This window comes from Streptomyces sp. NPDC048441 (assembly GCF_043200235.1).
GTDB lineage: Bacteria > Actinomycetota > Actinomycetes > Streptomycetales > Streptomycetaceae > Streptomyces.
Map to the genome: position 1 here is coordinate 406,324 of NZ_JBICXM010000002.1, position 19,944 is coordinate 426,267.

Consider the following 19,944-nt stretch of genomic DNA (forward strand, 5'->3'; position numbering starts at 1 on the left):
GCCCCCAGCGGACGAGTTCACCGCCCCACCGACCGCGGGCGCACGCAGGCCGGGCCCCTCAGCTGAGGCGCGTCGCCCCCCGCGGGCGAGCTCACCGCCCCAACGACCGCGGGCGCACGCGGGCCGGGCCCCTCGACTGAGGCGCGTCGCCCCCTGCGGACGAGCTCACCACCCCAACGACCGCGGGCGCACGCAGGCCGGGCCCCTCGACTGAGGCGCGTCGCCCCCCGCGGGCGAGCTCACCACCCCAACGACCGCGGGCGCACGCAGGCCGGGCCCCTCGACTGAGGCGCGTGCCTCCACGGCCGGGGCGTGTTCGCTCCCCTGCAAGCGAGCTCACCGCACCGCCGACCGCGGGTACACGCGGGCCGGGCCCCTCGACTGAGGCGCGTCGCCCCCTGCGGACGAGCTCACCGCCCCACACCGCCGCCGTACGCCCCCACCTCAGTCGCTGCCGGGCAATCGGGCGGGTGGGCGGGAAAGCGTGTTCGGTGCAGGCAACGCCGCAGGGCAACGCTCGGCCTGCGGTGCGGCCCTCACGGCGTGCGGAGGCGGCGCCACACCGCCTTCGCGGCGTTGTGGCCCGACATGCCATGTACGCCGGGGCCCGGCGGCGTCGCGGAGGAGCAGATGAAGACCGCCGGGTGCGCCGTGCCGTACGGGAAAAGGGACGGCTTGGGGCGGAGCAGCAGTTGGAGGCCGCTCGCCGCGCCGCAGGCGATGTCACCGCCGACGTAATTGGCGTTCCGGGCGGCCATCGCGGCCGGGCCCGCGGTCGCACGGGCCAGGACGCGGTCGCGGAAGCCGGGGGCGAACCGCTCCAGCTGGCGCTCGATCGCTTCGGTGAAGTCGCCGTCCCAGCCGTTCGGGACATGGCCGTACGTCCAGAAGACATGCTTGCCCGCAGGCGCGCGGGACGGGTCGACGACACTCGGCTGCACGGTGATCAGGAACGGCGGGTCAGGCGCCCGGTTCTCGCGCGACGCGGCACGAAGCGCGGCGCCGATCTCCGCGCTGCTGCCCCCGATCTGCACGGTCCCCGCGGATTGAGCCTCCTTCGCCGTCCACGGGACGGGCCCGTCGAGGGCGTAATCGATCTTGAAGACGCCCGCGCCGTAGCGATAGCGCTCGTAGCTGCGGCCGAGCCCCGCGATCCGCGCGAGCGCGGTGGGCGACGTGTCGAAGATGTACGCCCGCGCCGGCGGCAGATCGTCGAGCCGCTTGACCTCGTAGTCCGTGTGGACCGCGCCGCCGAGGTCCTTCAGATACGCGGTGAGCGCGTCGGAGATCGACTGCGAGCCGCCACTGGCCACCGGCCAGCCACGCGCGTGCGCGGCCAGCGCGAAGACCATGCCGACACCGCTGGTGGCGATCCCGCCGAGCGGCGCGATGACATGGGCGACGAGCCCGGCGAACAGCGCGCGGGCCCGGTCGTCGCGGAAGCGCCGCATCAGCCAGGTGGAGGGCGGGAGTGCCGAGAGGCCGAAGCGCGCGAGGGCCAGGGGACCGCGCGGCAGGGCGGTCGACGGCAGCGACATGAAGTCGCGCAGGATCGTGTCCCAGTTGGGGAGGAAGGGTTCGATGAGTCTTCGGTACGCGCCCGCGTCGCGCGGGCCGAAGGACGCGGCCGTCTCGGCGACGGAACGCGAAAGCACGGCGGCGCTTCCGTCCGGGAATGGGTGCGCCATGGGCAGCCGCGGCTGGAGCCACTCGAGCCCGTACCGATCGAGCGGCATGGTCCTGAACACGGGCGAGTTGATGCCCAGCGGATGCGCGGCGGAACAGGGGTCGTGCCGGAAACCGGGAAGCGTCAGCTCCTCCGTCCGCGCCCCGCCGCCGACGGTGTCCTTGGCCTCGAACACGGCCACCGAGAAGCCACGGCGGGCCAGCTCGACGGCAGCGGTCAGACCGTTCGGTCCCGCCCCCACGATGACGGCATCAAGCATCGACGGCACCTTCGGACTCCTTTGTCAGCCGATGGCCTCTGCGCCCCAGGATAGGCCGGGCCACCCACAGCGCCGTGGGCGCGGGTAGCCTCTGACGGGTGACGTATTGGTTCCGCCGTGCTGATGTGGGCTCTGATCAGTGGTTCGAGACGGGGGACGACCTGATCGCCGTACGTCAGGCTGGGTTCGAGGGGACGGACGGCCTCGCTTCTGTGGCCGCCTCGCGATCCGAACTCGGCTGGGCTCTCGACCAGTTCGAGCCCCTGGGCGCGCAGCTCTACGAGGTGCGGTACGGGGTGCTTCTGGACGGGCCCGTCCACGGCGCGGAGCCGGTCTCGGAGGCCGATTTCGAGGCCACGTGGCAGCGCGCCCGCCACAGCCGGAACACCACGGCGGCGGAAGCGGGCGGACCGCTCCCCCGAGGAACCCGCCTGACCGGCACGGTCAGCGAACTGCCGTGGGGCCCGGGAAGGACCGGGCTCTTCGTCGACCTGGGGCTGCCGATCATCGGCTTCGTGGACCTGGGGCAGCTCCCGCTCGACCCCGACGACTGGCCGGACGTCGGCACCGTCGCCGATTTCGAGGTCGCCACCGTGCGCTTCAGCCTCGAGCCGTCACGCAGTGCCCCGCAGATCAGACTGCGGCCGACAGCAACTCCACCACCCGGTCGACCGTGGCGGCGTCCCGGGCCGCGGTGAACGGCAGCGCGTTCCCGCCCTCGATACGGAAGGGCTCCCCGGCGACGGTCTTGTTGGTGCCCCCTGCCTCGGCGACGAGCAGCAACCCCGCCGCGTGGTCCCAGGCGAGCTCCCAGGAAAAGGCGACCGCGTCCAACTCCCCCCTGGCGATGGCCAGATACTCGAGGCCCGCCGAACCGCAGGACCGCGGTGCGACGCCCTCCACGCGCAGGCCGAGCAACGCGCGCTTCTGCTCCGCCGTGGTGAAGTCCGGGTGCGAGGTCGCCACCTCGAGCACCTCGCCCGGCGTACCGGCCACCAGCCGCTCCCCGTCCAGCCAGGCGCCCTTGCCGCGCACCGCGACGGCCATCTCGTCGAGCGCCGGGGCGTACGTCCAGGAAGCGAGCACATCGCCGCGCCACGCCAGCGCGATCAACATGCAGAATCCCGGGTCACCGTGCACGAACTGCCGGGTGCCGTCGACCGGGTCGACGATCCACACCGGCACATCGGTGCCTATCGCCTCGTACGTCGACGGATCCGCGTGCACCGCTTCCTCCCCGACCACGACCGAGCCGGGCAGCAGCGTGGTGAGCACTGCCGTCAGGTGCTCCTCGGCGAGGCGGTCGGCCACCGTCACGAGGTCGTGCGGGCCGCTCTTCTGGACGACATCGCCCTCGGCGAGCTGCCGGAACCGCGGCATGACCTCGGCCGCGGCGGCCTTGCGGAGCGCCTCTTCGACGTCGGAAACGCCCTGTACAAGAAAGTCTTCGATCACATCGATCATGCATCCATGAGAGCACGCCGCGCTGACAACGCGTACGGGTCCGCTGTCCGCGGGATGGATTCGAGATGAATCCCACGTAGCCCCGTCCGGGGTGCGGTACCCGCCTCAGTAGGGCGCTTCCCGCTCCTCGATGTGCTGCCGCAGCCGCTCGGTGTCCCCTGCCGTCCAGCCCTCCCGGGGGACGATCGCCGCCCACCCGTCCACCGGGCCCGTCCCGTACCGGTGGCCGTGCGGCGCCTCGACGCCGTACGACACCGCCATGTCGACCGAGGTCTGCCAGAAGGTGATGATCGGGAACCACCCGATGGCCGGGGTGATGTCCGGGCCGAGCGGCTCGTCGAGCCACTGCGGGCGGTGCAGGAACAGGTCGGTGGACCACCAGACGACCGGGTCGGACGCGTTCTGCAGATAGACGGCCCGAGGATGGCCCCAGGTCGCCTTCGGCCGCTTCAGGTCCCGCTCGGGGAACTGCGCGAACCGCACGTTCCTGCCGCCGTCGTACAGCGGCCGCCACACGGGGCTTCCGGCGTCCCGGTGATCGCGGATCTCCTGGGACATCGGGGCGAAGTTGGGGGTGCCGACGATCAGCGCTCCGTCCGTGCGGGACAGGAGGTCGTCCACGCCGTCGAACGACGACTCGATCGCGAATCCGCCGAGGCTCTCCCCGGTCACGACGAGCTTGGGCCGGTCGTTCTCAGGCAGGGCGGACCACTTGGCGAGAACCGCTTGGACGAGCTGCCGGGTGGCCTGTGCGGCGCGCTCTTTGTCGACCAGGAAGGAGACCCAGCTGGGGAGGTAGGAGTACTGGACGGCGACGACGGCGGTGTTGCCGTCGTGCATGTACTCGAGCGGCTCGACGATGTCGGCGTTGACCCAGCCGGTTCCGGTGGTCCCCGCGATGGCGAGCACATCACGGTCGAAGGCACCGGTCCGCTCCAGCTCGTCGACGGCGAGACGGGCCTTGGCCGCGAACGGGTCGGCGCTGCTGAAGACCTCAGGCGCCGACGCACTGACGTAGACGCGGACGGGGTCCTTCGCGGGCCTGCCCGTGTACGCGGTGATCTCCTGCCCGGTCGGTGTGGAACCCGCGAAGTTGCGGCCCTGGAATCCGAGGTCCTGCCAGTGGATGCGAGAGCCGGGGCCGCCGGAGACCAGCGGGGAGGTCGGCTGGTGGATGCCTTCCCTTGTGCCGCCGTTCGTCGCGTACGCGATGCGGTCGGCGAGGTCGATGACGCCGCGCTGGAAGACGACGTCGCGCAGCCCGATCGTGACGATCAGCGCGCTCAGCGCGAGGCCTAGGCCGATGGCGACGGGCAGCGGTACGAACCGGTGCAGGGCGTTGATCAACGTGCGCGACCCCAGGCGGATGCCACGGGCCACGAACAGGAACAGAGCCCAGAGCAGGGCGGCGACCAGCATGATGACCGGCGTGTGCCAGGTGAGCGACGGCTCGAGCCCCTGGAGTTCGCGCAGGCGGCGCTGCGAGTGGGCGCTCAGGGTGATCAGCCAGACGCTGAGGACGAGACCGAGGACCCAGTACGCCTGCCAGAGGTGGGCCCGTGTCCGCTCGCTCGGCCGCCACCGGAAAAGGGCGCGCCACAGGGTGCTCAGGACCGAGCCGACTCCGTAGCCGATGGCCGCCGTGATCCCCCCGACGACGCCTTGCAGCAGCCAGGGGCGCGGCACCAGGGAGGGAGTGAGGGACAGCCAGAAGAACACGGTGCCGAAGCAGGCTGCCGTGAGGTCCGGCCACCGTCTGACGAGGTAGCTGCGGTCGGGGCGTTCCGCGTACGGCTTCCTGACGATCGCGGCGACGCGCCGCACGAGCCCGTGCCAGGCGTCCGCTCGCCGGGGAATGCTCTTCGCCAACCGCCTCAGCTCCGCGATCCGGCGCGGCCGTCCGGTGACGGATATCGCCGGACGGGGGCGCGCGGGGCACTGCCACCTCATGCTCACCCAGCCACCCATACCTCGCAAACCACACGTAAGCGGTCTGGTGCTCTGCGTCGATCCGCGCTGGAACAGCCCGCGCCGGAAGAGGCGCGCGCTGGAAGGGGCGCGCGCTGGACAAGACCGCAACCCTTCCGGTCGCCGCGTGCACGAGGCGACCGCACCCTGAACTCGTGCATGTCCGACGCCTCTCCTCGCGGCCATCGCGGCCTCCGCGGCGCCTGCGACGCCTGCGGCGTCCGGTCGCCACAGCCATCGCCGTCACCGCGGCCGTCGCCGTCCTCGTGCTCAGCAACCTCGCGAACAACCGGTGGGCACAGGACTGGAACCTCCCCCTCTCCCTCCTCGCCACGGCGGTGCTGCTCGCGATCGTGTACTGGTCCGGCGGGCGCTGGGCCGACGTGGGCCTCGCGCGCGGAACCCTCGGGCGGGGCCTGGCGTGGGCGCTCGCCCTGGTCGGCATCGTCGCCGCGGGATACGCGATCGCGGCCGCACTGCCGGTCACCCGCGGTCTTTTCGAGGATCAGCGGCAGAGCGGTCTGAGCGGCGGCGAGGTCGCCCTGCGGGTACTGGTCACCGTCCCTTTCGGCACGGTACTGCTGGAGGAGGTGGCCTTCCGCGGCGTCCTGTTCGGGCTTGTCCTGCGCTCCCGGGGGCCGCTCACCGCGACCCTCTTCTCGTCCGGCCTCTTCGGGCTCTGGCACATCCTGCCGTCCCTTGGCCTCGCCGACGCCAAGCCCGCACTCGGCGGCACCTTCGGGCACTCCGTCCTCGGCGTGATCGTCGTCGATGCCGGGGCCGTTCTCTTCACCGCCCTTTCGGGCTGTCTCTTCTGCGAACTGCGCCGCCGCAGCGGAAGTCTGCTCGCCCCCATGGGCCTGCACTGGGCCACGAACGCTCTCGGGTACGTCTTCGGCTTCCTGCTGAGGTGAGGCTCCCGCCGGCGACCGAGGTAAGCCGCCCGGGGAAATGCCACCACTACAGAACCGGCATAAGGTGCATTTCATGGCGCAATGCCCCTCGAGTGCCCTCCTCTGAGGCCCCTCATCCGCCGCCCCGCCCCGAAAGGGTCACCCCATGCACCCCTCCCTCACCCCGGCCGCACTTGCCGGGCTGCGTCAGCCGCGCCCCTACCCCGCCGTCACGGTCCTGCTGCCGACGCACCGCAGAGAGCCGGACAACGCCCAGGATCCCGTGCGCCTGCGCAATCTCGTCGCGGAGGCCAAGGACCGGCTCCAGGCCGACCCCGCGGTGGCCAGGGAGCAGCGGATCGACGTGGCCGCGCAGCTCGACCGGGCGGTGGCCGGGATCGACCTGGTGCACGCCGAGGACGGGCTCGCCGTCTTCGCCGCCCCCGGGGAGCACCAGGTCTGGTCGCTCGCCAGGACGGTGCCGTCGCGCGTGGTGCTCTCGGACACCTTCCTGACGCGCAACGTCGTCGCGGCCCAGGCCGCCGAGCGTCCGTACTGGGTCCTCGCCGTCTCGGCCGACCGCGTCTCGCTGTGGAGCGGCACAGCGGAGCGGGTCACCGAGCACAAGGCGAACGGATTCCCGCTGACCCGGAGCCTGGCGGACCCGGACGCCGAGCGCCAGGAGCGGATCGGCGATCTGCCGAGCACCTTCCGCGACGAGCAGACCCGCAAGTTCCTGCGCGAGGCGGACCTGGCCACGGCCAGTGTGATCCACTCCCATCCGCGCCCCCTGTTCGTGGCAGGGGAGGCCGCGGCGCTGTCCCTCCTCGACGGCGCCGGCACGGTCATCAAGGAGGCCGCGCGGATGCCGCACGGCGGTCTCGCGCACGGCCCGGCGGAGGCGGTGTGGCAGGCGGTACGCCCCTTCCTCGCCGCTCAGGACAAGACCGAACTCGACTCCGCACTCCATGAGTTGGACGCGGCGCAGGGCCGGCGCCAGTACGCCGCGGGCCTCGACGAGGTCTGGCAGAACGTGACGACCGACCGGGTCCGTCTCCTCGCCGTGGAGGACACCTACCGGGCGACCGTGCGCGACGACGGCGGCCATCTGGTGCCGACCGATGCCGACGATCTCGACGCGGTGGACGACATCGTGGACGACATCGTCGAGCGGGCCCTGGACACCGGCGCACAGGTCCACTTCGTACCCGAAGGAACGCTCACCGACCGGGGCCGGATCGCCTGCGCCCTGCGGTACTGACGTCGGCCCCGGCACGGACAACCACCAGTCAGCAGTGAAAGGACCGCACCCGAATGAACCCCAGGCCGCTGAACCCCATGCCGCCCCGCAGGACGCGGCGGCGCCCCAGGACAGCGGTGTCCGCCGCCCTCGCGCTGGCCGCCACCCTCACGAGCGCCGCCGCTCTTGTCTCGTGCAGCACCGACAGCGACGGCGCTTCCAGTGAGAGCAGCCGGACGGTCAGCAAGCGGCCGACCGCCCCCGATTCGTCGTCGTTCTCGGAGAAGACCGCGTCGCCGCTGAAGTCGCGGGCGTCGGAGGCCGCCGAGTCCGCCCACGCATCGGCTTCGAAGGCCGAGGCCTCCGCGTCCCAGCGCGCGGACGAGTTCGAGGCGTCGGTCTCCGCGGATACGGAGCGGGCCAACCAGGCCGCCAAGGGCGCGTTGAAGGACGTCGCCGGGCAGGGCAACGCGATGTCCGACGTCTCCATGACGGGCAAGCCGCGCTCCGATACCGGCGGCGTGCTCGCCTCCGTGGTGACCTTCACCAACAGCACCGACAAGAAGGCCTCTTACGCCGTGCAGGTCGACTTCCGCGACTCCTCCGGCAAGACCGTGGAGACCCGCTACGTCGGTACGGAGGACCTCGAACCCGGCAAGCGGGCCCAGCGCTACGCCATCAGCCACGAGCCCCCGGAGCCGAAGCTCTCCGCGAGGCTGGTCAAGGCCCAGCGCTACTGAGCCGCCCTCAGGGAACGGCTCAGAAGTCCACGGCGTCGCGGATGAGCGGGCACGTCATGCAGTGCCCGCCGCCGCGACCGCGGCCGAGTTCGGCGCCGACGATGGTGATGACCTCGACGCCCGCCTTGCGCAGCAGCGTGTTGGTCTGGGTGTTGCGGTCGTAGGTGAAGACCACACCGGGCTCCAGGGCGACGGCGTTGTTGCCGCTGTCCCACTGCTGCCGCTCGGAGGCGTAGACGTCCCCGCCGGTCTCGATCACGCGCAGCTCGGGCAGTTCGAGTGACTTGGCGACGACATCGACGAACGCACGCGAGCCCTCATCGGTGATGTCGACGGCGCCCGCCTCGTCACCGGGGCGCAGCGTGAAGGAGTGCACGGCGTCCATGATCTTCGGGTAGAGCGTGACGATGTCGCGGTCGGCGAAGGTGAAGACGGTGTCGAGGTGCATAGCGGCCCGCAGCTTGGGCATACCGGCGACGATGACCCGCTCGGCCGCGCCGTTCTTGAACAGCGCGGATGCCACCTGCGTGATGGCCTGCCGCGAGGTGCGCTCGCTCATCCCCATCAGTACGACGCCGTTGCCGACCGGCATGATGTCGCCGCCCTCGAACGTCGCCTGGCCCCAGTCGAGTTCGGGATCGCCCCACCACACCGTGGCGCCGGTGAAGTCGGGGTGGAACTGGTAGACGGCCTTCATCAGGAGCGTCTCGTCGTGCCGGGCGGGCCAGTAGAGGGGGTTGAGCGTGACGCCTCCGTACAGCCAGCACGTCGTGTCGCGGGTGTAGAGCGTGTTGGGCAGCGGCGGCATCAAGTATTCGCGTACGCCGGTGGATTCACGGACGAGCGCGACGTAGCCGGTGCGGAACTCGTCCGGCAGATCCGCGGTGGCAAGACCGCCGATGAGGTATTCGGCGAGCTGTCGCGGTTCGAGCGTCTCCAGGAAGGCGCGGGTGCCGTCGATGAGCCCGAGCCCGACCTCGTTCGCGGTGATCTTCCTTTCGAGGAGCCAGGTCTTCGCCTCGGGGATCGCCATGGTCTGGGCGAGCAGGTCGTGCAGCTCGACGACCTCGACCCCGCGCTGCTGCAGCTTGATGACGAAGTCCGCGTGGTCGCGCTGGGCGTTCTCCACCCACATGACGTCGTCGAAAAGCAGGTCGTCGGCGTTGGTGGGGGTCAGCCTGCGGTGCGCGAGACCGGGCGCGCAGACCAGGACCTTGCGCAGCCTTCCCACCTCGGAGTGGACGCCGAAGGCCGACTCGGCAGGTGTGTCGGTGATCATCGCGTTGCGCCTTTCGGTCGGTGGCAACTAGAGGTCGGTGGCAACTGGGAGTCGGTGGCAACTGGGGGAACTGAGGGTCGGGCGCTGCTCAGAGGTGGATCCAGCCCACCGCCAGGGCGATCACGCCCACGACAGCACCCGCGATCGAGACGGCGCAGATGACGGCCTCGCGGGGAGAGAACAGACGCCGGTTCTGTTCCCGCCTGGCCTTGATGAACAGGAGCGTCGCGGGGGCGTAGAGGATGAAGGAGACCAGGACGAACTTGAGCCCGGCGGCGTACAGCAGGAACGCCATGTACAGCGTGGCGATCACCGCGATCACCAGTTCCTTGCGGGTGCTCCGCCCGGCGACGGGCACGTCCTGACGGCCGTACCCCAGGGCGATCTTGACGGCGAAACCGGCCGCGAGCAGGAACGGGATGAGGCTCAGCGCGCTGGTCAGGTCGAGCGCGAAGTTGAACGCGTCGTCGGAGAACATCGTGACGACGAGGACGACCTGGCTCAGCGCCGTGGTCATCAGAAGCGCGGGGACCGGCACGTCCGCGGAGGTGGCCCGCCCCAGGAAGCGGGGCATGTCGTCGTCCTTCGCGGCGACGAAGAGCACCTCGGCCGCCATCAGGGTCCAGGCGAGATAGGCGCCGAGGACGGAGACGATGAGTCCGACGCTGACGAAGACCTTGCCCCAGGTGCCGACGGCCTCCTCGAGGACTCCCGCCATGGAGGGCTGGCGCAGCTCGGCGATCTCGGCCATCGGCATGATGCCGTACGAGACGATGGTGACGGAGGCGAAGACGGCGAAGACGCTGAGGAAGCCGAGGATCGTGGCCCGGCCGACGTCCTCACGGCGCTTGGCGTGCCGCGAATAGACGCTCGCGCCCTCGACCCCGAGGAAGACGAAGACGGTGGCCAGCATGGTGCCGCGCACCTGGTTGAACAGTGATCCCGCGTAGTCCGCGCCGCCGAAGTTGTCCGCGAACACGGACGGTTCGAAGAAGAAGAGCGCCAGGATCACGAAGACGAGAATGGGCACGATCTTGGCGACGGTCACGATCCTGTTGATCGCCGCGGCTTCCTTGACCCCGCGGCGGATCAGCAGGAAGAACGCCCACAGGCCGCACGAGGAGAGGACGACGGCGATGAGGGTGTCGCCGTCGCCGAGGCTCGGCCAGATGGCGCCGACGGTCGACATGATGAGCACCCAGTAGGTGACGTTGCCGACGCACGCGCTCGCCCAGTACCCGAAGGCGGAGAAGAAGCCGAGGTATTCGCCGAACCCGGCCTTCGCGTAGGCGTAGACACCGGCGTCCAGGTCCGGCCTGCGCACGGCGAGGGCCTGGAAGACGAAGGCGAGCATCAACATGCCCGTACCGGCGATCGCCCAGGCGATCAGCGCACCCGCGACACCCGTCTCCTCGGCGAACCGGCGGGGCAGCGAGAACACGCCCGCGCCGACCATGGAGCCGACGACCATCATCGTCAGTGTCGTGAGGGTCAGTTTGGCTGCCGGTGAGGGGCCTGTGGCGGCTTGGTCGGTCGTCTCGGCATGGGCCATGGATTCCTCGTCAGCTCCCATCAGGGCTCGCGTCGAGGGTCGACGGACCACCCTGTGCGGGAATCTATCCCTAGTGGGACGAGTTGTCCTGATATGAAAATTCAGGCCGCCCGGTGTTCGTGAGGCGGCGCGGCCAGGCCCGGAGGAAGCACAGTGCACGGTGAGTACAAGGTCCCGGGCGGCAAGCTCGTCGTCGTGGACCTGGACGTCGAGGCCGCCGAGGACGTCGGGGCTGCCGGGGACGCCACGGACACAGTGCTGCGGCGCGTCCGGGTGGCAGGGGACTTCTTCCTCGAACCTGACGAGGCGTTCGACGCCCTGAGCCACGCCCTGGAGGGCGCCCCCGCCGACACCGACGCGGCCGGTCTCGCCGCCCGCATCGACGCGGCACTCCCCGAGGGCACGGTGATGTACGGGCTCACCTCGGAGGGCGTGGGCGTCGCGGTGCGCCGGGCCCTCGCGCACGCCACGGACTGGACCGACTACGACTGGCAGCTGATCCACGAGGCCCCGCAGTCCCCTGCCCTGCTCATGGCCCTGGACGAGGTGCTCACCGAGGAGGTCGCCGCTGGGCGCCGCCCGCCGACCCTGCGCGTGTGGGAGTGGGCGTCCCCGGCGGTCGTCATCGGCAGCTTCCAGTCGCTGCGCAACGAAGTGGACCAGGAGGGCGCCGAGCGGCACGGCGTCCAGGTGGTGCGCCGGATCAGCGGCGGCGGCGCCATGTTCTGCGAGCCGGGCAACGCCATCACGTACTCACTCTCGGTCCCGGACTCCCTCGTGCGGGGCCTGTCCTTCGCCGACAGCTACGCCTATCTGGACGACTGGGTGCTCGGCGCCCTCGGCGACATGGGCATCAAGGCCTGGTACCAGCCGCTGAACGACATCGCCACCGATGCCGGGAAGGTCGCGGGCGCCGCCCAGAAGCGGGTCGCGGGCGGGCACGGGGCCGTGCTGCACCACGTGACCATGTCGTACGACATCGACGCGGAGAAGATGGTCGATGTGCTCCGCATCGGGCGCGAGAAGCTCTCGGACAAGGGTACGAGGAGCGCGAAGAAGCGGGTGGACCCGCTGCGCCGCCAGACGGGCCTGCCCCGCGAGGCCGTCATGGAGCGGATGCTCGACTCCTTCCGCACGCGCTACGGCCTGACGGCGGGCAAGGCCACGGACGAGGAGATGGCCAGGGCGCGGGAGCTCGCCCGGACGAAGTTCAGCGCACCGGAGTGGACGGCACGGGTGCCGTAGGCCGGGCCGCGCTCGCGTCGTCCGCCGGGGTCTTCTGCCAGGCGGTGGTGCCGATGCGGCCGGTGTTGCCGAGGTCGATCCGGCCCTCCGGGGTCACGGTCCCCGGGCGGGCGCCCCGAGCCGGGGTGACCTCCAGATAGGTGCCGCTGACGGCGGTCGTCGTCGTGTCGGTGACGGTGTTGCGCCAGACGAGCGACGTATGAGCGGCCTCGCCGGGCTTCAGCGCGACGGGATGCGGGCCGGGGTCGTCCAGCTGAGTGACGGGCTGCGGCCCTTCGAGGATCTGTACGTCGAGGGGTGCGCGATGCTCATCGAGGACCCGGAGCTTCGGATACCCGTTCAGGCGGTAGGCGCGCTCGCCGCAGTTGGTCAGGGTGACCCTCATCGCGCGAAGCCCCATGGCGGCCTCGACCATGCCCGACCGGATGAGGACGCCTGAGGCGGGGCAGGCGGAGGGCGATGGCGCGGTCGCACCGACCGAACCAGCACCGCCCCGACCGCTCTCAGCAGCCTCAGGAGTCTCAGGAGTCTCAGGATCCTCAACAGGGGCCGTACGCCCGGGATCCCGCTCTCGCTCCAGCTCCTCCGAAAGCCCGCATCCGGTGGCGAGCAGGACCACGGCCGAGAGGACGGCGACGCGTCTGAACGGCATGACACTTCTGGACGGTATGACGGTTCTGAACGGTATGACGGTCACGCGGAGATCATGCCATGGCGTGAGTTGCCCCTTATGGCGACGGCCCGCTTCTCCGTTTCCCGGTGGCGGTGAACCCCTGTGCAGCGTGGAGACCGGGCGGGCAGTCGTACCTTCAGGCAGGGACGAAGACGTCCTCGTGGGCCCCGTCGAGGATGAACCCGTTGTCGAAGCGGACCCGCACGCTCACGCGAGGCGCCCGTTCCTGGAAGGCGGTCCACGCGGGTTCCAGAGAGCCGACCTTCTCTTCGAGCTGCATCCTGCTCTCCGTGGGCATCTCGCGCCCGAAGGCGTCGAGCAGTGACTTGAGCCGCTCGTACTCGCGCACGTCGTCGCTCTCGTCCTGGTGGCCGACCACCTGCTCGACGGTCCCGCCGGTGCCCGCCGCCAGGGACAGGAACCCGACGACCACCCCCGACACCTCCGCCGAATCGGTCAGCCGGGTGTCCGCTGCCAGCACCACCCGCTGGCCTGCCTTCAGAGTCATCTGCTCCCCATCTCCCCTGCGTCGGACACGTCCGCTACATCCGCTACACCCGCGCGGCACAGGAACGCCTCGACAAGGCGGTCGGTGAAGGCCTGGTCGACGGGTTCCGCGGTCACCAGGGCGCGGTGGTAGACCGGTCCCACGAGTTGGTCGATCTCCGCCGCCATGTCGAGTCCGGCAGCGAGCTGGCCGCGTTCCACCGCGCGTTCCAGCGGGAGTCGGTCGCGTCGGCGCTGTTCGTCGAGGTACCCGGACCGCAGGGCGGCGGCGAACGCGGGATCGTGCTGGGCGTGCCCGATGAGGGCCTTGAAGACGGCGCCCGCGTCGGACCGGGTGAGGAACAGGGCCAGTTGGCGCAGGTGGGCGCGCAGGTCCGGGGCCAGGTCGCCGTGGTCCGGCGAGGTCAGGGCTTCGGCCGCGTCCTGGAGAAAGGCGTCCAGGAGGACGTCCGTCTTGGTCTTCCACCAGCGGTAGACGGTCTGCTTGGCGACGCCCGCCCGAGCGGCGATGCCCTCGATGGTGACGCCGGTGAAGCCCTTCTCGACCAAGAGGTCGTCGGCCGCCTCCAGCACTGCCTGCCGGGCCTGTTCGCTGCGGCCGTGCCTGTTGCCGTGATGGCGCGCCGCCGGTTCCGGCCCGGCCGCCGCGGCGGCCGTACTTCCTCGTTCCATGTCTGCCTCCTGGGGCCAGAGTAGGCCAGAATCGCTAGACACTACGCAACGGTGCGTCTAGCCTAGGTTCATGACATCCACCAGCACCCCCACCAACACCCTCGAAGACCCCCGCGTCGCCTCCGCCCTCGACCGGATGTTCCGTCATGCCGAGCAGGACGAGACGACCAGCAGGCGGGTCCGGGCGGAGCGGCCCCAGGGGGCCGCGCCCCTCGGCCCGCAGGAGCAGGCCGACGCCAACGCGGAGGTGTACATGCCCATTTCCGCCCAGGGCGGCCGCCTCCTCTACAACCTGATTCGGGCCACCCGCCCCGCCACCGTCGTCGAGTTCGGCACGTCCTTCGGCATCTCCACGCTCCATCTCGCCGCCGCGGTGCGCGACAACGGGACGGGGCGGGTGATCAGCACGGAACTGAGCACCGCCAAGGCCACCGCCGCCCGCCGGACGTTCACCGAGACGGGTCTTGACGACCTGATCACCGTCCTCGAAGGAGATGCCCGCGAGACCCTCGCCGCAGTCGCCGGCTCCGCGGACTTCGTCCTCCTCGACGGCTGGAAGGACCTGTGCCTGCCCGTCCTGCGACTCCTCGAACCACGCCTCGCGCCCGGCACCCTCGTCGTCGCCGACGACGTCGACCTGGAGGACCTCGCGCCCTACCTCGGCTACGTCCGCGACCCCCGGAACGGCTACCAGAGCGTCACGTTCCCCGTGGAGGACGGAATGGAGATCAGCTGCCGTCTCTAGACCTGCGTGACGTCGTGATCAGTTGTGGGGTATCGCCTTCTTCGTGGAGGCGGAACCTGGCGGACGACCTGCCCAAGACCGCCGAATAATCACGACATCACAGGCCCTAGCACACTCGCCCCCCAACTTTCATTGCCTTTGACGATCAGTCACCACATGCGGAACGCTTCCTGCCGCGGCTGGGGACGCCGTGCTTCCCGAGGAGGGGCCATGGCCATGGAGCCGACAGCAGAGCAGCAGGCCGCCCGTGACGTCTTCGTCGCCGGCAGGGATCTCGCCTTGGTCGCGGGGGCGGGGACGGGCAAAACCTCCACCCTGACCCTGATGGGAGCCGCCACTCCGAAGCGGGGCCTGTACGTGGCGTTCAACAAATCCATCGCTGACGAGGCCGCGCGGAAGTTCGGACGGAACGTGGAGTGCCGGACGGCACACTCGCTGGCGTTCCGCGCGGTCGGACGTGACTACCAGGCCCGGTTGAACGCCTCGGCACGCATCCCCGCTCGGGAAACCGCCCGGCTCCTCGGTATCACCCGGAACCTGGAAATCGGCTCCCAGCGCATCACCGTCAACCACCAGGCCCGCCTGGTGGCCGGGATGGTCCGCAAGTTCTGCTACTCCACCGACCAGCAGGTCATGGCCCGCCACGCCGAGTGGATCAACGGTCTCGACTCCGCGGGGCAGGAGTACGTCGCCCGCCATCTCCTTCGCTACGCCCAGCAGGCCTGGGACGATGTCTGTTCACCCACGGGCAAGCTCCGCTTCGAGCACGACCACTACATGAAACTGTGGGCTCTCGGCCGCCCCGTCCTCGCAGCCGACTTCGTCCTCCTGGACGAGGCCCAGGACACCAACCCGGTCCTGGAAGAGGTGTTCCTCGCGCAGAACGCCCAGCGCATCTGCGTCGGCGACCCCGCCCAGCAGATCTACGGATGGCGCAGTGCCCGCGACGTGATGACGGGCTTCCCCGCCGAGCAGCTCCACCTGACCCGGTCCTTCCGCTTCGGCCCGAAGATCGCGCACGTCGCCAACCGGTGGCTCCATCACGCCGACTCCGAGATGCAACTGACCGGCTGCAGCCCCGACGCCGGCCGGGTGGAGAAGCTGTCCCAACCGGACGCGGTGCTGTGCCGGGGCAACGGCGACGCGATGCAGGAGGTCCTCGCCTTCCTCGAAGCAGGCGTTCCGGTCGCACTCGCCGGCGGCGGCAACGCGCTCCTCGGGATCGCGAAGGCCGCACGCGAGCTGCAGACGGGACGGCGCACCAGCCATCGCGAGCTGTTCCTGTTCTCCGACTGGGGCGAGGTGCAGGACTACGTCGAGCACGACACCGCCGGCCAGGACCTGCGGGCGATCGTCCAGCTCATCGACGCCCACGGGCCGGACAAGATCGAGCAGGCGGTCAACCGGCTCTCCGACGAGGACCACGCCCAGGTCATGGTCTCCACCGCGCACAAGGCCAAAGGCCGGGAATGGGCGAGCGTACGCATCGCCGGGGGTTTCAACGCCCCCTCCGTGAACGACGACGGCGTACAGAACCCACTCAGCACCGCCGAGGCCCGCCTCGTCTACGTCGCCGTCAGCCGGGCCCGCCAGTCCCTCGACCTCGATGGCGTCGCCTGGGTCGATGAGTACGAACACGCCGCCGCCCGAGCCGATCTCGTCCCCACCCCGCGCGAGATGATCAACCTCAGCCTGACCGGCCAGTTGCGGTACGACTCTTCACCGATCTCCCAATTCATGTCCGAGCACCTCCCGCTCAGCCAGAACGTCGTACGCGACTACGTCAGCCGGATCACCTCACTCCCCCACCCCGTCCAGCCCGTCGATGTCCGCTACCCCAATTGGTCCGCGCTCGGCCACGCCATCGACCACCGTCTGCGACTCTCCTTCGGCAGCGACCTCGGCCTCGCCGTCACCCACGGCGTCCTCACCCTCGGCACCGACGTCCCCCTGCGCGGCGAACCGAGCGGGGCCCGCTCCGCCCTCCACGAAGCAGGCCGCGAACTCCTCAAGACCATCGACACCCATATCGCCACCCCCGGCTTCCTGCCCGAGGACGAGATCATCCGGCTGTGCTTCGTCGCCGGATTCTTCGAGGACATCATGCGCACCGGCGAAATCCGCCGCTACAGCATGTTCGCCGACGCCACCCCCGACACTCGACTCGCCGACCTCACCGCCGCGGTGCCCGCCTACGTCCTCGACGACATCAAGCTCCAGCTACACCTCTCCGCGGAACCGCTGGCCCCCTTCCGCGCCCTTCCCACCGCCGTCAAAATCTGCGGACCGGTCTTCACCGGCAGTGCCGACATCGGCGGCGCCGACGCCGACTTCGTCCTCGACGGCCTGCTCCTCGACTGCAAGGCCGCCAAGAACCCCCGCAAACTGGGCCGCGACGAGATCCACCAGCTCGCCGGTTACCTCCTGCTCGACTACGACGACGCCCTCGGTATCAACCAGGTCGGCCTCTACCTGTCCCGCCAGGGCGGCCTCATCACCTGGCGCGCCACCGACTTCCTCAAGCTGCTCGGCTCCACACTCACCCTGCCCGACCTCCGTGCCGCCTTCCGCCAGCACCTCCAGACAGTCAGTCCCGCAGGGCAGGGATGACCGTCGCCCCATACCCGTCGATGACCTCCTCCCGCGCGTCGTGCATGTCGTAGACCGCGAACTGATCGACGCCCAGGTCCTTCAACTCACGCAGTTTCGCGATGTGTTGCTCCGCCGTCCCGATGATGCAGAAGCGGTCCACGATGTCGTCGGGGACGAAGGCCGTGTCGGGGTTGTCGGTGCGGCCGTGGTGGGAGTAGTCGTAGCCCTCGCGTGCCTTGATGTACTCGGTCAGGGCCTCGGGGACCAGATCCGAGTGTTCGCCGTACTTGGACACGAGGTCGGCCACGTGGTTGCCGACCATGCCGCCGAACCAGCGGCACTGTTCACGGGCGTGGGCCAGGGCGGCCGGTGAGTCGTCCTCAGTGAGGTAGGCGGGGGCCGCCACGCAGATCGTCACCGAGGCCGGGTCGCGGCCCGCCGCCGCTGCCGCGTCGCGGACCGCCCTCACCATCGACGCCGTCAGGTACGGGTCGGCCAGCTGGAGGATGAAGCCGTCGGCCTCCTCGCCCGCCATCTTCAACGCCTTGGGGCCGTACGCAGCCATCCACACCGGGAGTTGGGCATCCGGCTTGATCCACGGGAAGCGGACCGTGGTGCCGCCCAGGTCCGCCTCCTGGCCCGAGGCCAGCGCCCGGATGACCTTCATCGCGGCGCTGATCCGCGCGAGGGTGTTCGGCGGGCGGCCCGCCACCCGCATCGCACTGTCGCCGCGCCCGATCCCGCACACCGTACGGTTGCCGTACATGTCATTCAGGGTCGCGAACGTGGACGCCGTCACCTCCCACGTGCGTGTGCCCGGGTTGGTGACCATCGGGCCGACGATCAGGCGCTCCGTGTTCGCCAGGATCTGGCTGTAGATGACGAAGGGCTCCTGCCACAGCACGGCCGAGTCGAAGGTCCAGCCGTAGCGGAATCCGTTGCGCTCGGCGCGCTTCATGAGGCTGATGACCTGCGCGGCCGGCGGGTCGGTCTGCAGGACGAGTCCGAAGTCCATGGTGCGTCGCCTCTCCTAGCCGAGGTACTGCGTGATACCGCGCGGGACGTACGAGCCGTGTCCTGCGCGTCCGGTGAACTTCCGCTGGTCGATGACCACTTCACCCCGGGAAAGGACCGTCTCCACCTGACCGGTGACGTGCTTGCCCTCGTACGCGGAGTAGTCCACGTTCATGTGATGCGTGTCCGCCGACATGACCTGCTCGGCCGCCGGGTCGTAGATGACCACGTCCGCGTCCGCGCCCGGCGCGATCGTGCCCTTCTTGCCGTACAGGCCGAACATCCGCGCCGGGCTCGCGCAGGCGATCTCGATCCAGCGACGGCGGCTGATGTGCCCGTCGACGACGGCCTGATGGAGGAGATCCATGCGGTTCTCGACACCCGGCAGACCGTTCGGGATCTTGGAGAAATCGCCGCGGCCCAGCTCTTTCTGGCCCACGAAACAGAACGGGCAATGGTCGGTCGACACCACCTGGAGGTCGTTCGTACGCAGCCCCCGCCAGAGCGCGGCCTGGTGCTCGCGTGGCCGCAGAGGCGTCGAGCAGACGTACTTGGAGCCTTCGAAGCCGGGCTCGGCGAGGTTGTCCGTGGAGAGGAAGAGATACTGCGGGCAGGTCTCCCCGAACACCGGAAGTCCCTTGTCCCGCGCGGTGGCCAGCTCGGCGAGAGCCTCCTCCGCTGACACGTGCACGACGTAGAGCGGAGCCCCCGCGACCCGTGCCAGCTGGATCGCGCGGTGGGTGGCCTCCGCCTCCAGGAGCACCTTGCGCACCTCGCCGTGATGGCGCGGATCCGTCTCGCCGCGCGCGAGAGCCTGCTCCACCAGGACATCGATCGCGATGCCGTTCTCGGCGTGCATCATGATCAGCCCGCCGTTCGCCGACGAGCGCTGCATGGCGCGCAGGATCTGGCCGTCGTCGCTGTAGAAGACGCCCGGATACGCCATGAAGAGCTTGAAGCTGGTGATGCCCTCCTCCACCAGGAGGTCCATCTCCTTCAGCGATCGCTCGTTCACGTCGGACATGATCATGTGGAAGGCGTAGTCGATCGCGCACTTCCCGTCCGCCTTCGCGTACCAGGCGTCCAGGCCCGCGCGCAGGGACTGCCCCTGGCTCTGCACAGCGAAGTCGACGACGGTGGTCGTGCCGCCCCAGGCGGCGGCGCGGGTGCCGGTCTCGAAGGAGTCGGAGGCGAAGGTGCCGCCGAACGGCAGCTCCATGTGCGTATGCGCGTCGACTCCGCCCGGAATCACGTACTTGTCGGCCGCGTCGATGACACGGTCCGCGGTCCACTCCTGGGTCCCTGTGGACGCCAGGGCCGCGATCCGGCCGTCCTCGATCAGTACATCGGCGTGAATCTCTTCGGCGGCGGTGATGACGAGACCGCCGCGGATCAGGGTGCGGGTACTCATGAT

At 70.1% G+C, this 19,944-nt stretch carries 17 protein-coding genes; 7 read left to right on the forward strand and 10 right to left on the reverse strand.

Features of this window, described 5'->3' with window-relative positions; translation table 11 throughout:
- Positions 1–536: 536 nt before the first annotated feature.
- A complete protein-coding gene (locus ACGFSB_RS06085; RefSeq protein WP_393394755.1) occupies positions 537–1,955 on the reverse strand; it encodes a phytoene desaturase family protein in 1,419 nt (472 codons plus the stop codon).
- 89 nt (positions 1,956–2,044) lie between these two features.
- Between ACGFSB_RS06085 and ACGFSB_RS06090 the strand changes: the two genes are divergently transcribed.
- Entirely contained in the window at positions 2,045–2,644 is a 600-nt protein-coding gene (locus ACGFSB_RS06090; protein ID WP_393394758.1) for a hypothetical protein, read from the forward strand.
- Here the strand turns inward: ACGFSB_RS06090 and ACGFSB_RS06095 are convergent.
- Together ACGFSB_RS06095 and ACGFSB_RS06100 are read right to left on the reverse strand one after the other, a co-directional pair.
- Complete coding sequence (locus ACGFSB_RS06095; RefSeq protein ID WP_393394761.1) at positions 2,580–3,410, reverse strand: inositol monophosphatase family protein; 831 nt, start codon at positions 3,408–3,410, stop codon at positions 2,580–2,582. The genes ACGFSB_RS06090 and ACGFSB_RS06095 overlap by 65 nt on opposite strands.
- A gap of 105 nt (positions 3,411–3,515) precedes the next feature.
- Positions 3,516–5,360: an alpha/beta hydrolase gene (locus ACGFSB_RS06100; RefSeq protein WP_393394764.1), complete on the reverse strand. Its 1,845-nt coding sequence runs from the start codon at positions 5,358–5,360 to the stop codon at positions 3,516–3,518.
- A gap of 173 nt (positions 5,361–5,533) precedes the next feature.
- Here ACGFSB_RS06100 and ACGFSB_RS06105 point away from each other — a divergent pair, with 173 nt between their 5' ends.
- The 3 genes from ACGFSB_RS06105 (at position 5,534) to ACGFSB_RS06115 (ending at position 8,251) form a co-directional block, all read left to right on the forward strand.
- Positions 5,534–6,292 carry a CPBP family intramembrane glutamic endopeptidase gene (locus ACGFSB_RS06105; protein WP_393394766.1) on the forward strand — a complete coding sequence of 253 codons (759 nt, stop codon included), beginning with the start codon at positions 5,534–5,536 and terminating at the stop codon, positions 6,290–6,292.
- Positions 6,293–6,437: 145 nt separating this feature from the next.
- Positions 6,438–7,532 (forward strand): chemotaxis protein, encoded by a 1,095-nt coding sequence (locus ACGFSB_RS06110; RefSeq protein ID WP_393394769.1) that lies wholly within the window; start codon positions 6,438–6,440, stop codon positions 7,530–7,532.
- Positions 7,533–7,585: 53 nt separating this feature from the next.
- The gene (locus ACGFSB_RS06115; protein WP_393394772.1) at positions 7,586–8,251 is read left to right on the forward strand and encodes a hypothetical protein; all 666 of its coding nucleotides are present in this window, start codon (positions 7,586–7,588) and stop codon (positions 8,249–8,251) included.
- 19 nt (positions 8,252–8,270) lie between these two features.
- Here the strand turns inward: ACGFSB_RS06115 and ACGFSB_RS06120 are convergent, their stop codons facing one another.
- The gene (locus ACGFSB_RS06120; protein WP_393394775.1) at positions 8,271–9,530 is read right to left on the reverse strand and encodes an arginine deiminase; all 1,260 of its coding nucleotides are present in this window, start codon (positions 9,528–9,530) and stop codon (positions 8,271–8,273) included.
- An 88-nt stretch (positions 9,531–9,618) separates the two neighbouring features.
- Entirely contained in the window at positions 9,619–11,082 is a 1,464-nt protein-coding gene (locus ACGFSB_RS06125) for a basic amino acid/polyamine antiporter (protein ID WP_393395783.1), read from the reverse strand.
- A gap of 153 nt (positions 11,083–11,235) precedes the next feature.
- Here ACGFSB_RS06125 and ACGFSB_RS06130 point away from each other — a divergent pair, with 153 nt between their 5' ends.
- The gene (locus tag ACGFSB_RS06130) at positions 11,236–12,327 is read left to right on the forward strand and encodes a biotin/lipoate A/B protein ligase family protein (protein ID WP_393394778.1); all 1,092 of its coding nucleotides are present in this window, start codon (positions 11,236–11,238) and stop codon (positions 12,325–12,327) included.
- On the opposite strand, the gene ACGFSB_RS06135 is transcribed toward ACGFSB_RS06130, so the two are convergent.
- From ACGFSB_RS06135 to ACGFSB_RS06145, 3 genes are all read right to left on the reverse strand, one after another.
- Complete coding sequence (locus ACGFSB_RS06135) at positions 12,293–12,979, reverse strand: DUF4232 domain-containing protein (protein WP_393394781.1); 687 nt, start codon at positions 12,977–12,979, stop codon at positions 12,293–12,295. The genes ACGFSB_RS06130 and ACGFSB_RS06135 overlap by 35 nt on opposite strands.
- A 157-nt stretch (positions 12,980–13,136) precedes the next feature.
- On the reverse strand, positions 13,137–13,508 hold the full coding sequence (locus ACGFSB_RS06140; RefSeq protein WP_393394784.1) for a hypothetical protein: 372 nt from the start codon (positions 13,506–13,508) through the stop codon (positions 13,137–13,139).
- Positions 13,505–14,179, reverse strand: coding sequence for a TetR/AcrR family transcriptional regulator (locus tag ACGFSB_RS06145; RefSeq protein ID WP_393394787.1), 675 nt, complete (start codon positions 14,177–14,179; stop codon positions 13,505–13,507). Before ACGFSB_RS06145 ends, ACGFSB_RS06140 begins: the two co-directional genes overlap by 4 nt.
- A gap of 70 nt (positions 14,180–14,249) precedes the next feature.
- On the opposite strand from ACGFSB_RS06145, the gene ACGFSB_RS06150 reads away from it, so the two are divergent.
- Together ACGFSB_RS06150 and ACGFSB_RS06155 are read left to right on the forward strand one after the other, a co-directional pair.
- Positions 14,250–14,924, forward strand: coding sequence for an O-methyltransferase (locus ACGFSB_RS06150; RefSeq protein ID WP_393394790.1), 675 nt, complete (start codon positions 14,250–14,252; stop codon positions 14,922–14,924).
- Between the two features lie 216 nt (positions 14,925–15,140).
- Positions 15,141–17,534, forward strand: coding sequence for a UvrD-helicase domain-containing protein (locus ACGFSB_RS06155; protein WP_393394793.1), 2,394 nt, complete (start codon positions 15,141–15,143; stop codon positions 17,532–17,534).
- On the opposite strand, the gene ACGFSB_RS06160 is transcribed toward ACGFSB_RS06155, so the two are convergent.
- Both ACGFSB_RS06160 and hydA read right to left on the reverse strand, forming a co-directional pair.
- Complete coding sequence (locus ACGFSB_RS06160; protein ID WP_393394796.1) at positions 17,512–18,531, reverse strand: TIGR03842 family LLM class F420-dependent oxidoreductase; 1,020 nt, start codon at positions 18,529–18,531, stop codon at positions 17,512–17,514. The two genes, ACGFSB_RS06155 and ACGFSB_RS06160, sit on opposite strands and share 23 nt — an antisense overlap.
- 15 nt (positions 18,532–18,546) lie before the next feature.
- Positions 18,547–19,941 (reverse strand): dihydropyrimidinase, encoded by a 1,395-nt coding sequence (gene hydA, locus ACGFSB_RS06165; protein ID WP_393394799.1) that lies wholly within the window; start codon positions 19,939–19,941, stop codon positions 18,547–18,549.
- Positions 19,942–19,944: the final 3 nt, after the last annotated feature.

What these genes read in the sequence shown, in the direction of transcription:
- ACGFSB_RS06115 (WP_393394772.1), top strand. Translation starts at nt 7,586, where the DNA reads ATGAACCCCAGGCCGCTGAACCCCATGCCGCCCCGCAGGACGCGGCGG.
- ACGFSB_RS06100 (WP_393394764.1), bottom strand. Translation starts at nt 5,360, where the DNA reads ATGAGGTGGCAGTGCCCCGCGCGCCCCCGTCCGGCGATATCCGTCACC.
- ACGFSB_RS06140 (WP_393394784.1), bottom strand. Translation starts at nt 13,508, where the DNA reads ATGACTCTGAAGGCAGGCCAGCGGGTGGTGCTGGCAGCGGACACCCGG.
- ACGFSB_RS06125 (WP_393395783.1), bottom strand. Translation starts at nt 11,082, where the DNA reads ATGGCCCATGCCGAGACGACCGACCAAGCCGCCACAGGCCCCTCACCG.
- ACGFSB_RS06160 (WP_393394796.1), bottom strand. Translation starts at nt 18,531, where the DNA reads ATGGACTTCGGACTCGTCCTGCAGACCGACCCGCCGGCCGCGCAGGTC.
- ACGFSB_RS06145 (WP_393394787.1), bottom strand. Translation starts at nt 14,179, where the DNA reads ATGGAACGAGGAAGTACGGCCGCCGCGGCGGCCGGGCCGGAACCGGCG.
- hydA (WP_393394799.1), bottom strand. Translation starts at nt 19,941, where the DNA reads ATGAGTACCCGCACCCTGATCCGCGGCGGTCTCGTCATCACCGCCGCC.
- ACGFSB_RS06095 (WP_393394761.1), bottom strand. Translation starts at nt 3,410, where the DNA reads ATGATCGATGTGATCGAAGACTTTCTTGTACAGGGCGTTTCCGACGTC.
- ACGFSB_RS06150 (WP_393394790.1), top strand. Translation starts at nt 14,250, where the DNA reads ATGACATCCACCAGCACCCCCACCAACACCCTCGAAGACCCCCGCGTC.
- ACGFSB_RS06155 (WP_393394793.1), top strand. Translation starts at nt 15,141, where the DNA reads ATGGAGCCGACAGCAGAGCAGCAGGCCGCCCGTGACGTCTTCGTCGCC.
- ACGFSB_RS06120 (WP_393394775.1), bottom strand. Translation starts at nt 9,530, where the DNA reads ATGATCACCGACACACCTGCCGAGTCGGCCTTCGGCGTCCACTCCGAG.
- ACGFSB_RS06135 (WP_393394781.1), bottom strand. Translation starts at nt 12,979, where the DNA reads ATGCCGTTCAGACGCGTCGCCGTCCTCTCGGCCGTGGTCCTGCTCGCC.
- ACGFSB_RS06110 (WP_393394769.1), top strand. Translation starts at nt 6,438, where the DNA reads ATGCACCCCTCCCTCACCCCGGCCGCACTTGCCGGGCTGCGTCAGCCG.